Source organism: Bacillus sp. FSL K6-1366 (genome assembly GCF_037976695.1).
Taxonomy (GTDB): domain Bacteria; phylum Bacillota; class Bacilli; order Bacillales; family Bacillaceae; genus Bacillus; species Bacillus subtilis.
In genome coordinates, this window is the sequence record NZ_CP150268.1 from 3830596 (window position 1) to 3842355 (window position 11760).

The 11760-nt window shown below is 44.7% G+C and carries 12 protein-coding genes; 11 read left to right on the forward strand and 1 reads right to left on the reverse strand.

Annotated features, from left to right (window positions below; translation table 11 throughout):
* Positions 1-8 precede the first annotated feature (8 nt).
* The 6 genes from cysP to sirC all read left to right on the forward strand — a co-directional run bounded on the left by cysP (position 9) and on the right by sirC (position 5005).
* A complete protein-coding gene (gene cysP / locus MHI44_RS19955; RefSeq protein ID WP_015252121.1) occupies positions 9-1073 on the forward strand; it encodes a sulfate permease in 1065 nt (354 codons plus the stop codon).
* Positions 1074-1121: 48 nt separating this feature from the next.
* Positions 1122-2270: a sulfate adenylyltransferase gene (gene sat, locus MHI44_RS19960; RefSeq protein WP_003245745.1), complete on the forward strand. Its 1149-nt coding sequence runs from the start codon at positions 1122-1124 to the stop codon at positions 2268-2270.
* A 12-nt stretch (positions 2271-2282) separates the two neighbouring features.
* Positions 2283-2876, forward strand: coding sequence for an adenylyl-sulfate kinase (gene cysC / locus MHI44_RS19965; RefSeq protein WP_015252120.1), 594 nt, complete (start codon positions 2283-2285; stop codon positions 2874-2876).
* A gap of 98 nt (positions 2877-2974) precedes the next feature.
* Complete coding sequence (cobA, locus tag MHI44_RS19970; protein WP_003232095.1) at positions 2975-3748, forward strand: uroporphyrinogen-III C-methyltransferase; 774 nt, start codon at positions 2975-2977, stop codon at positions 3746-3748.
* Positions 3749-3750: 2 nt separating this feature from the next.
* Positions 3751-4536, forward strand: a complete 786-nt coding sequence (gene sirB / locus MHI44_RS19975; RefSeq protein ID WP_015252119.1) for a sirohydrochlorin chelatase — start codon at positions 3751-3753, stop codon at positions 4534-4536.
* Positions 4517-5005, forward strand: coding sequence for a precorrin-2 dehydrogenase (gene sirC / locus MHI44_RS19980; protein WP_003232091.1), 489 nt, complete (start codon positions 4517-4519; stop codon positions 5003-5005). Before sirB ends, sirC begins: the two co-directional genes overlap by 20 nt.
* A 39-nt stretch (positions 5006-5044) precedes the next feature.
* Here sirC and rqcH read toward each other — a convergent pair whose 3' ends face one another.
* On the reverse strand, positions 5045-6757 hold the full coding sequence (gene rqcH / locus MHI44_RS19985; protein WP_029317786.1) for a tRNA modification protein RqcH: 1713 nt from the start codon (positions 6755-6757) through the stop codon (positions 5045-5047).
* 121 nt (positions 6758-6878) lie between these two features.
* Between rqcH and MHI44_RS19990 the strand changes: the two genes are divergently transcribed.
* The 5 genes from MHI44_RS19990 (at position 6879) to rpoZ (ending at position 11684) form a co-directional block, all read left to right on the forward strand.
* Positions 6879-9551, forward strand: coding sequence for a calcium-translocating P-type ATPase, SERCA-type (locus MHI44_RS19990; RefSeq protein WP_339202562.1), 2673 nt, complete (start codon positions 6879-6881; stop codon positions 9549-9551).
* Between the two features lie 82 nt (positions 9552-9633).
* Complete coding sequence (locus tag MHI44_RS19995) at positions 9634-10509, forward strand: YicC/YloC family endoribonuclease (RefSeq protein ID WP_009967215.1); 876 nt, start codon at positions 9634-9636, stop codon at positions 10507-10509.
* A gap of 76 nt (positions 10510-10585) precedes the next feature.
* On the forward strand, positions 10586-10855 hold the full coding sequence (gene remA, locus MHI44_RS20000) for an extracellular matrix/biofilm regulator RemA (RefSeq protein ID WP_003154355.1): 270 nt from the start codon (positions 10586-10588) through the stop codon (positions 10853-10855).
* Between the two features lie 7 nt (positions 10856-10862).
* A complete protein-coding gene (gene gmk, locus MHI44_RS20005) occupies positions 10863-11477 on the forward strand; it encodes a guanylate kinase (RefSeq protein ID WP_003232083.1) in 615 nt (204 codons plus the stop codon).
* A gap of 3 nt (positions 11478-11480) precedes the next feature.
* Complete coding sequence (rpoZ, locus tag MHI44_RS20010; protein WP_003221520.1) at positions 11481-11684, forward strand: DNA-directed RNA polymerase subunit omega; 204 nt, start codon at positions 11481-11483, stop codon at positions 11682-11684.
* The last annotated feature ends 76 nt before the right edge of the window (positions 11685-11760 follow it).

The following is an 11760-nucleotide window of genomic DNA, read 5'->3' on the forward strand; positions in this document are numbered from 1 at the left end:
GCTGCAAAATGGAATTAGCCGCTATTTTATTTAGCTTGTTTTTCGCGATGAATATTGGTGCAAGCGGTGCTGCAGCTTCGATGGGGGTTGCTTACGGCTCCGGAGCCATCAAAAAGAAAACCTACGCTTTGATCCTATGCGCAGTCGGTGTCTTTGCCGGGGCGGTCATTGGCGGAGGCGAGGTTGTAAAAACAATCAGCTCCGGCATTATTCCTGAGCAGACGATTACACTGACGATTGTTTGCATCATTATTGGAGCTGCTGCCCTGTCGCTCTTTACTGCTAATCTGCTCGGCATTCCTTTGTCGACAAGTGAAGTAACAGTCGGCGCGGTTGTCGGCGTGGGAGTGGCTTATAAAGTATTGTTTGTGAACAATCTTCTGATCATTGTGTCATTTTGGGTTTTTGTCCCGCTGTTCGCTTTCGGCTTCACCTATTTCGTATCTAAGCTGTTTCGTTATTTTAAGATTGAAGTAAAATCTTCTAAAAAACAAAAAATCCTCGGCATTGTTTTGTTAGTTGCCGGATTTTTCGAAGCATTCTCTGCCGGCATGAATAACGTGGCGAATGCTGTTGGCCCGTTAGTAGCTGCCGATGTGCTTGATGTCGGAAAAGGAACCTTGTATGGAGGAGCTTTTGTTGCTCTTGGCGCACTGTTATTAGGCCGGCGTGTGCTAGAAACAAACGGGAAGAAAATTACGAGATTCTCCAAAGGGGAAGGCATTCTCTTATCCGGTACAGGAGCAGGACTTGTGATCATCAGTTCTGTATTTGGGATGCCGGTGCCCTTGGCGCAAGTCACGTCATCGTCTATTATCGGAATAGGCATGGCAAAAAACGGTCCGAACGTGTTCCATAAACAAGTTGTTCAAACGATGCTGAAGGTATGGATCGTATCGCCGTTTTTATCTTTATCGATTTCTTATCTGCTTGTATCCTTGTTTTTAAAAGCAGATTATTATTCGATCTTTATCATGGTAAGTGTGCTTTTAGCGGCGGGCGGTGCCATCAGCCTGACAAAGGCCATTCGTAAAGAGAGACGCTCAGTCCACGAACAAGGCGGGGGAATCTGATCATTAATCTGAGTAATTTTATAAGTTAACTAGGAGGAGATGGATATTATGAGCTTAGCACCACACGGAGGAACATTAGTAAACAGAGTAGATGAATCATATGATGTGAGCGGCATTCAAAAAGAAATTGAACTTGATTTAATTTCTTTTGCGGATTTGGAATTGATCGGTATCGGTGCATACAGCCCGATTGAAGGTTTCTTTAATGAAAAAGATTACGTATCTGTAGTCGAAAACATGCGTCTTTCTTCCGGCGTTGTCTGGTCTCTTCCGATCACGCTTCCGGTCGATGCGCAAAAAGCAGCGGAACTGTCACTTGGTGAAACGGTAAAGTTAACGTATGAAGGAGAAACATACGGCGTTATCCAAATCGAAGACCTGTACGTGCCTGACAAACAAAAAGAAGCTGTCAATGTGTACAAAACAGATGAACAGGAGCATCCTGGTGTTAAAAAGCTGTTCAGCCGCGGCAATACATATGTCGGCGGGCCGATTACGTTGATTAAAAAAGCTTCAAAACAGTTCCCTGAATTTACATTTGAACCGTCAGAAACGAGACGCCAGTTTGCGGAAAAAGGCTGGGAAACCATTGTCGGTTTCCAAACAAGAAACCCTGTTCACAGAGCGCATGAATACATTCAAAAAACGGCTCTTGAAACAGTAGACGGCTTGTTCTTGAATCCGTTAGTGGGTGAAACAAAATCTGATGACATTCCAGCTGATGTACGGATGGAAAGCTACCAAGTGCTTCTTGATCATTATTACCCGAAAGATCGCGTTTTCCTTGGTGTCTTTTTAGCGGCGATGCGTTATGCAGGCCCGAGAGAAGCAATTTTCCACGCGCTTGTCAGAAAGAACTACGGCTGCACACATTTCATCGTCGGCCGTGATCATGCAGGTGTAGGCGACTATTACGGAACATACGAAGCACAGGAGCTGTTTGACACATTTAAACCTGAAGAACTCGGAATTACACCGCTGAAATTTGAGCACAGCTTCTTCTGTAAAAAATGCGGAAATATGGGAACAGCGAAAACATGCCCTCATGGCAGAGAGCATCACGTCATTTTATCAGGCACTAAGGTAAGAGGTATGCTGAGAGACGGTGTGCTGCCGCCTGCTGAATTCAGTCGAAAAGAAGTCGTAGAAGTGTTAATCAAAGGGATGAAGAAAAAAGAAGAAGTAGGCGTATCTTAAGGAGGACTGGCAGTGACAAATCGCGATATTGTATGGCATGAAGCCTCTATCACAAAAGAAGAGTACCAGCAAAAAAACAAGCATAAAAGCTCCATTCTCTGGCTGACAGGGTTAAGCGGCTCAGGCAAATCAACGATTGCCAACGCCGCTGCGAGAGAATTGTTTGAGCAAGGCTACCAAGTGATTGTGCTTGACGGGGATAATATCCGTCACGGCTTAAATAAGGATCTTGGTTTTTCTGATGAAGACCGAAAAGAAAACATCCGCCGGATCGGAGAGGTGGCGAAGCTTTTTGTTCAGCAGGGAACCATTGTGATTACTGCTTTTATCTCTCCTTTCCGCGAGGACAGGCAACAGGTTCGCGAGCTTGTGGAAGCGGGCGAATTTAATGAAGTCTACATTAAATGCGACCTTGATATTTGTGAACAAAGAGATCCGAAAGGGCTTTACAAAAAAGCAAGAAACGGCGAGATTCCGTTCTTTACAGGAATTGATTCTCCTTATGAAGAACCGGAAGCTCCAGAGCTCGTTCTTGATTCAGGACAGCATGACCGTGAAGCGTGTAAAAATCAGCTGATCGAGTTTGTTAAACAAAAATTGAGCTGAATATGATCTGCTGCGTTCTTCTCAGATGCCGGAATGCGAGCGAGAACATCATCACAGCGAATCTTCTGGAAGAACTCGAATAGATCGGGGGAAATACGATGGGGAAAGTATATATTGTAGGAGCGGGTCCCGGTGACCCTGATCTGCTGACAATTAAAGCGCTGAAAGCCATTGAAAAAGCTGATGTCATCTTATATGACAGATTAGTAAATAAAGAGATTTTACAATATGCCAAAGAGCAAGCAGACCTGATCTACTGCGGGAAGCTTCCGGATTTTCATACGATGAAGCAGGAAACCATCAATCGGTTTCTTGTGAAGTATGCGCAAAAAGGGAAAATGGTTGTCAGACTGAAAGGCGGAGACCCTTTTGTGTTCGGGAGAGGAGGGGAAGAAGCGGAATGCCTCTCTGAAAATGGAATTCCGTTTGAAATCATTCCCGGCATTACGTCTGGAATCGCGGCAGCCGCTTATGCCGGGATTCCTGTTACCCATCGGGATGCGGGCTCTAACGTCGCTTTTGTAACGGGTCACTATAAAAAAGAAGAAGATTTTGAGGAAAAGTGGAAAGCGCTGGCTACAGGAATTGATACACTTGTCATCTATATGGGTATCAAAAACGTGCAGCAGATTGAAAGAAAACTCCTTGAAAATGGCCGGGACGGTTCTACGCCGGCAGCCTTTATTCATTGGGGGACAACGGACAAGCAAAAATCTGTTTTTTGTACAGTTGACACCCTTTCAGAAACGGTGATAAAAGAAAACATTACAAATCCGAGTTTAATTGTCATTGGAAATGTTGTAAATTATCACTATAAGCTGGAATGGTTTGAATCTGAACTGAAAAAACAAGATTTAAGCGAGGCGTTGTAAAAATGAAACAAGCAATTTTATATGTCGGCCACGGCAGCCGGGTCAAAAAAGCGCAGCAAGAAGCCGCAGCCTTTTTGGAAGGATGCAAGGCCCACATCTCTGTGCCAGTACAAGAAATCAGCTTTTTAGAGCTTCAGGAGCCGACAATTGAGACAGGATTTGAAGCATGTGTGAAGCAAGGCGCCACTCATATCGCAGTGGTGCCTCTGCTTCTTTTAACAGCTGCGCATGCAAAACATGATATTCCGGAAGAAATTGTCCGTGTTGCATCTCGATATCCATCAGTCCGCATTTCATACGGAAAGCCGATCGGGATTGACGAAGAAGTAGTCAAGGCTGTATATCACCGAATGAAAGACATAGGTGTTCCGTATGAAAATGCCAGAGTGGTGCTCATCGGAAGGGGAAGTTCAGATCCAGATGTCAAAAGAGACGTAACCGGAATTGCTAATCTTCTTCAGGAAATGGTTCCAGTCAAGGAAGTCATTCCGTGCTTTTTGACAGCATGCGGCCCTAATTACAAAGAGGTTTTTTCAGAACTTAAAAAAGATGACGGCACAACAACCTTTATCGTTCCATATTTGCTTTTTACGGGTATGCTGATGAATGAAATCGAACGAGAGGTTCAGAAATTAAAAGCCCATAATCCGAACGTCTACCTCTCTTCCTATATCGGTTTTCATCCTCATGTGAAAAACGCATTTTTGAACCGTGTGAGAGAAACTGCGGCAAATTCTGAGGGACAATTTGATTTTGATGGAGGTTCATATGCTTCCGCTGCACATTAGCCTGGAAAAGAAGAAGGTTGTGATTGCGGGGGGCGGAAGCATCGCTCTCAGAAGGCTGAAAACGGTGATTTCTGAGGGAGCTGATATAACGCTTGTCAGTCCGGATGTGGAACCGGAAATCAAGCAAATGGCAGAAGAGCGGCGTATCAAATGGGAAAAACGGACAATTGAAAAAGAAGATTATCTCAATGCTTTCTTCATTATTGCTGCGACGGATAATGCGGCAGTGAACAAAGAAATTGCCCAATCCGCTTCGCCTTTTCAGCTTGTCAATTGTGTCAGTGACGCTGAGCTTGGCAATGTATATATGCCGAAAATCGTAAAAAGAGGGCATGTCACTGTGTCTGTTTCTACAAGCGGAGCCAGTCCAAAGCACACGAAAGAGCTTGCTGAAAACGTGGATAAGCTGATTGACGGCGATTTTGTTGCTGAAGTGAACAGGCTTTATCAGATGAGAAGAAAGAAATAAGCCAGAGCATACAAATGCTCTGGCTTTTCTTTATGCGGTTCAGCTTTTTTTGAGCTTGATGACAGTATCAGCATCAGGCGTGACAAAGACGGTATGCTGGCTGTCATAGGTGACGAAACCGGGTTTCGCGCCGTTTGGTTTTTTGACATGCCTGATTTTTGTATAATCTACAGGCACTGAACTTGAATCTTTAGCTTTTGAAAAATAAGCTGCAATTGTCGCGGCTTCCATGATTGTTTGCTCATCCGGTTCGCTGCTTCTGATCACAACGTGGGAGCCTGGAATGTCCTTCGTGTGAAGCCAGATATCGTCTCTGGCCGCCACTCTTGTCGTTAAATATTCATTTTGACGATTGTTCTTACCCACTAAAATTGTCAGCCCTGAGGTGGATTCATATGTTTCTAACACCGGATTGTGCGGTTTTTGCTTTTTCTGGCCTTTTTGCTGCTTAGGGCGTAAATATTTGCCCTCTACGAGCTCTTCCCTGATTTCGCTGATATCCCGGGGAGAAGCGGACGAAAGCTGCTGAATCAGCTGATCAAAATATTCGATCTCTTCCTGTGCCAGCCTGATTTGCTCCTCGACAACTGCGACCGAATTTTTCGCTTTCTGATACTTCGTGAAATAGGCCTGTGCGTTTTCAGAAGGCGTTTTGTTCGGGTTTAAAGGAATCGTGATTGTCGGGCTTTCTTCATCATAATAATTGATGACCTCAGCCTGTTTATCACCTTTTTTCAGCATATATAAATTAGCGGTTAAAAGCTCCCCGTAAAGCTGAAATTCCTTCGCGTTTTCCGAATACTCCAGGGTTTTCTCTAATTTTTTAATTTTGTTGGCATTCTTCTTCCGTTCGTTCACAACAAAACGCTCAAGATCCTGAGCCTGCTGTTTGACCCGGTCTCGTTCAGCTTTTCCGAAATAAAAACGGTCGAGCAGTTCGCTTAATGAATCAAAACGGCGCGCTTCGCCCTTTAGATGAGTCAGCTCCAGTAAATAAAAATATTCCTTTCCGTTTACAGTCGTAATGTTGGGAATGAAACGGTGCTCTTTCACTTCGGCAAACAGTGCCAGCAACGCTTTTGGCAGTGTGACTTTGTTGGCAAGGCCTGCTCTGTGAACTGCTTCTTTGGCGAAAAGCGGAGACACGCCTGAAAAGTGGTCGACAATTTGTTTATCAAGCCTTCCTTCTTGAAAGCTGAGGTGACGCAAAATATCATCTTCTGACACCTCAAGAGGCGATATTTTGTCCTGAGCAGGCGGAAGCTTATAATCTTGGCCGGGCAGTACTGTACGGTAGCTGTTCATTGACGGTGATAAATGCTTAAGTCCGTCGATAATCACATTTTCTGCTGCGTCAGTCAAAATGATATTGCTGTGGCGGCCCATAATTTCTACATAAAGCTTTCGTACGGTTTCATCGCCAATTTCGTTTCGGCTTTTGATATGAAAAATCATGATGCGGTCTAAGCCCGCTTGTTCAATTTTCTCAATGAATCCGCCTTCGATATGCTTTCTCAGCAACATGCAAAACATTGGCGGTTCGCTTGGATTTTCATAAGCTTGTGCCGTGATATGCACCCGTGAATAGCTCGGATGTGCCGATAATAATAGTTTTTGGTTTTTTCCCTTGGCACGGATGTGGAAAATCACATCGTGCTTATATGGCTGATGGATTTTTGTAATTCGTCCGCCCATTATTTTCTCGTTAAGTTCGTGTGTCATTCCGTATGTAAACATGCCATCAAACGACATATGCAATACACCCTCTCATTCTTCCTGCATTCGATAATTATAGCATGAAATGGGACGAGTCAGAATAAGCATGCTTATAGAGTGATATCTCTATAAGAGAGCAGGGGAGTGGACGAGCGGAATGAAGTTTCATGAAATGGGACAAACAGATTTACTAGAGGCAACCAATACGTCCATGAAACAAGGATTAACAGAAAAAGAGGTAAAAAAACGCCTTGACAAGCATGGACCAAACGAGCTGCAAGAAGGGAAAAAAACTTCAGCGCTTCTCTTGTTTTTCGCGCAGTTCAAAGATTTTATGGTGCTTGTGCTTCTGGCGGCAACGTTAATCTCAGGATTTCTTGGTGAATATGTAGATGCGGTTGCGATTATTGCGATTGTGTTTGTGAATGGCATACTCGGTTTCTTTCAAGAAAGGCGTGCTGAGCAATCTCTTCAGGCTCTAAAAGAGCTTTCAACACCGCATGTCATGGCACTCAGGGAAGGAAGCTGGAAAAAGATTCCTTCTAAGGAACTGGTGCCGGGTGATATTGTGAAATTTACGAGCGGGGACAGAATTGGCGCAGACGTTCGAATTGTTGAAGCGAGAAGCCTTGAAATAGAAGAATCAGCGCTGACCGGGGAATCAATCCCGGTTGTGAAGCATGCTGATAAATTGAAAAAACCGGATGTTTCACTTGGCGATATTACCAATATGGCATTTATGGGAACGATTGTGACCCGCGGCAGCGGTGTGGGGGTTGTCGTCGGGACAGGAATGAATACGGCTATGGGGAAAATTGCCGACATGCTTGAATCGGCAGGGACATTGTCAACCCCGCTGCAAAGAAGACTGGAGCAGCTCGGGAAGATTTTGATTGTTGTTGCATTGCTTCTGACCGTACTTGTCGTTGCTGTCGGTGTTATTCAGGGGCATGATCTGTACAGTATGTTTTTAGCAGGTGTCTCGTTAGCGGTAGCCGCTATTCCGGAGGGGCTGCCGGCGATTGTGACAGTGGCGCTTTCGCTTGGTGTACAGCGGATGATTAAACAAAAATCCATTGTTAGAAAGCTTCCTGCTGTTGAAACGCTTGGGTGTGCATCTATCATTTGTTCAGATAAAACAGGGACAATGACACAAAACAAAATGACGGTGACACATGTCTGGTCCGGAGGGAAAACATGGAGAGTGGCAGGGGCCGGCTATGAACCGAAAGGAAGCTTCACACTAAACGAAAAAGAGATCAGTGTCAATGAACATAAGCCGCTTCAGCAGATGCTTCTGTTCGGAGCGCTTTGTAACAACTCCAATATCGAGAAAAGAGACGGCGAATATGTGCTTGACGGAGATCCGACAGAGGGAGCGCTGCTCACCGCGGCAAGAAAAGGCGGTTTTTCAAAGGAGTTTGTTGAATCAAACTACCGGGTGGTCGAAGAATTTCCGTTTGATTCTGCACGGAAAATGATGACTGTCATCGTAGAGGATCAAGACAGAAAGCGCTATATCATTACAAAAGGTGCACCGGATGTACTGATGCAGCGATCTTCCCGTATTTATTATGACGGCTCAGCGGCTCTTTTTTCAAATGAAAGAAAAGCAGAAACAGAGGCGGTATTAAGACATTTGGCATCACAGGCGCTCAGAACGATAGCGGTCGCCTACAGGCCGATAAAAGCAGGCGAAACACCGTCAATGGAGCAGGCGGAAAAAGATCTGACCATGCTTGGCCTTTCAGGTATCATTGATCCCCCGCGGCCGGAAGTCAGGCAGGCGATAAAAGAATGCCGTGAAGCAGGAATTAAGACCGTTATGATTACAGGTGATCATGTAGAAACCGCTAAAGCGATAGCGAAAGACTTGCGCCTCCTTCCGAAAAGCGGCAAAATCATGGACGGCAAGATGCTGAATGAACTTTCTGAAGAAGAGCTTTCTCATGTGGTGGAGGATGTGTATGTATTTGCCCGCGTTTCCCCTGAACATAAACTAAAAATCGTAAAAGCCTATCAGGAGAACGGGCATATTGTGGCGATGACGGGAGACGGCGTCAATGATGCTCCTGCCATTAAACAAGCTGATATCGGCGTCTCTATGGGCATTACCGGGACAGATGTGGCCAAAGAAGCATCATCTCTTGTTCTCGTGGATGATAATTTTGCGACGATTAAATCGGCGATAAAAGAAGGCAGGAACATCTACGAAAATATCAGGAAGTTTATCAGATACCTGCTGGCGTCTAACGTCGGAGAAATCCTTGTCATGCTGTTTGCGATGCTGCTCGCACTTCCTTTACCGCTCGTTCCGATTCAGATTTTGTGGGTCAACTTGGTGACGGACGGATTGCCGGCGATGGCGCTCGGCATGGATCAGCCGGAAGGAGACGTCATGAAGCGCAAGCCCCGTCATCCGAAAGAAGGGGTATTTGCCCGCAAGCTAGGATGGAAGGTCGTTTCCAGAGGATTTTTAATCGGAGTTGCCACTATTTTAGCGTTTATCATTGTGTACCACCGCAATCCGGAAAACTTGGCTTATGCCCAGACGATCGCGTTTGCCACATTGGTGCTCGCTCAGCTTATTCACGTGTTTGACTGCCGCAGCGAAACTTCTGTTTTCTCTAGAAATCCGTTTCAAAACCTGTATTTAATCGGCGCGGTATTGTCATCCATTTTGCTGATGCTTGTAGTAATCTACTATCCGCCGCTTCAGCCGATTTTCCATACTGTAGCCATCACGCCGGGGGACTGGATGCTCGTCATCGGTATGTCCGCCATCCCTACTTTTTTGCTGGCGGGGTCACTTTTAACAAGAAAAAAATAAATTCATATGATATAATCTTAGGGGTAATAGCGTGTCTATTGCCCTTTTATTATGAGAACAGGGAAGAATTGGGTGTTTTAAAATGATACGAAGTATGACAGGCTTCGGCAGTGCAAGCAAAACACAAGACGATCTCTCTGTAAGCGTTGAACTTAAATCTGTGAACTACAGATTTAAAGAAGTGAACGCTCGTTTGCCAAGGCCTTTGCTATATTTTGAAGATAAGCTGAAACAGACCATTCTGCAGCATATTCAGCGCGGAAGAATTGAGCTTTTCGTATCCGTTGACAGCGATATGCTTGTTGAGAAAAGGCTTGAAATTGATTGGCCGCTGCTCGATGAGTTTGTCGCAGCCGCGAGAGATATGAAGAAGCGGTATCAATTGTCTGCAGAGCCCGATGTAATGGATTTCTTTAAGCTTGATCATGTCGTCCAGGTTCATGAAGAACAGACGCAAAATGACAAGCTGGAGGCGTTGATCATCGATGCTGCAGAAGAAGCGGTAAAAGGTCTCTGTGAAATGCGTGAAAAAGAGGGGCTGCTCTTAGCGAAAGACTGCCTGATGCATATTGATCAGCTTGAAGAGCTGGTGAGAGAAACTGAATTGCTGGCTGCAGATGTCGTATCTCGTTACCGGGAACGGCTGTACGCCAGAATCAAAGAATGGACTGAAGACGTATTAGACGAGAGCCGGCTTGTAACAGAATGCGCTATTTTTGCAGACCGCTCTGATATCACTGAAGAGATTACAAGGCTGAAGAGCCACTTCGCCCAGTTTCGTGATATATTAGCTAGTGGCGGAGCTGTCGGGCGCAAACTCGACTTTCTTGTTCAGGAGCTCAATCGGGAAGCAAATACGATTGGCTCAAAAGCAAATGATCATCAGATCACAAAGCTTGTCGTTGAAATGAAAAGTTCTATTGAAAAAATAAAAGAACAAGTGCAAAATATAGAATAGTGACTGTGCGTATTGTTTACAGACGGTCTTACTAGGCTAAACTAGAGACGTCTATTTTACAGGGGGAACGTAGAAGATGACGATTAAACTGATTAATATCGGATTTGGCAATATCATCTCCGCCAATCGGATGATTTCGATTGTCAGCCCGGAGTCTGCGCCAATCAAACGGATGATTCAGGATGCAAGAGACCGCGGAATGCTAATTGACGCTACATACGGACGAAGAACCCGTGCAGTTGTCGTCATGGATAGTGATCACATTATCTTATCTGCCGTCCAGCCTGAGACAGTTGCACACAGACTTTCTGTTAAAGAAGAAATTATGGATGAAGGGCAGGGGTAATTGCCGCATGAAAGAAAGAGGGTTATTAATCGTTCTCTCAGGTCCCTCAGGAGTTGGTAAAGGAACGGTTCGACAAGCGATCTTTTCGCAGGAAGACACAAAATTTGAATATTCGATTTCAGTAACTACAAGAAGTCCAAGAGAGGGCGAAGTGAACGGAGTCGATTATTTTTTCAAAACAAGAGACGAATTCGAGCAAATGATTGCGGACAACAAGCTGCTTGAATGGGCAGAGTATGTCGGCAATTATTACGGCACGCCAGTCGATTATGTTGAACAGACGCTTCAAGATGGAAAAGACGTCTTTTTAGAAATTGAAGTTCAAGGGGCTCTTCAAGTGAGAAATGCTTTCCCGGAAGGCCTGTTTATTTTCCTTGCGCCTCCAAGCCTTTCTGAACTGAAAAACAGAATCGTGACACGAGGCACAGAAACAGACGCTCTGATTGAAAATCGAATGAAAGCCGCAAAAGCTGAGATAGAAATGATGGATGCTTATGACTATGTCGTTGAAAACGATAATGTCGAAACGGCTTGCGATAAAATCAAAGCAATCGTTCTTGCTGAACATTTGAAGCGTGAACGCGTTGCACCAAGATATAAGAAAATGCTGGAGGTTGAATAATCAATGTTAGATCCGTCAATTGATTCTTTAATGAATAAATTAGATTCAAAATATACGCTGGTGACTGTTTCTGCGAGACGCGCACGTGAAATGCAAATCAAAAAAGACCAAATGATTGAACATACGATTTCACACAAATATGTAGGCAAAGCTTTAGAAGAAATTGATGCAGGCCTGCTTTCGTTTGAAAAGGAAGACCGCGAATAGTAGCACAAGTAGCAACCTATATAACATGTAGGTTGTTATTTTTTTCCGTGCGGTTTTGTAAAGTGCAGAGGGGGAG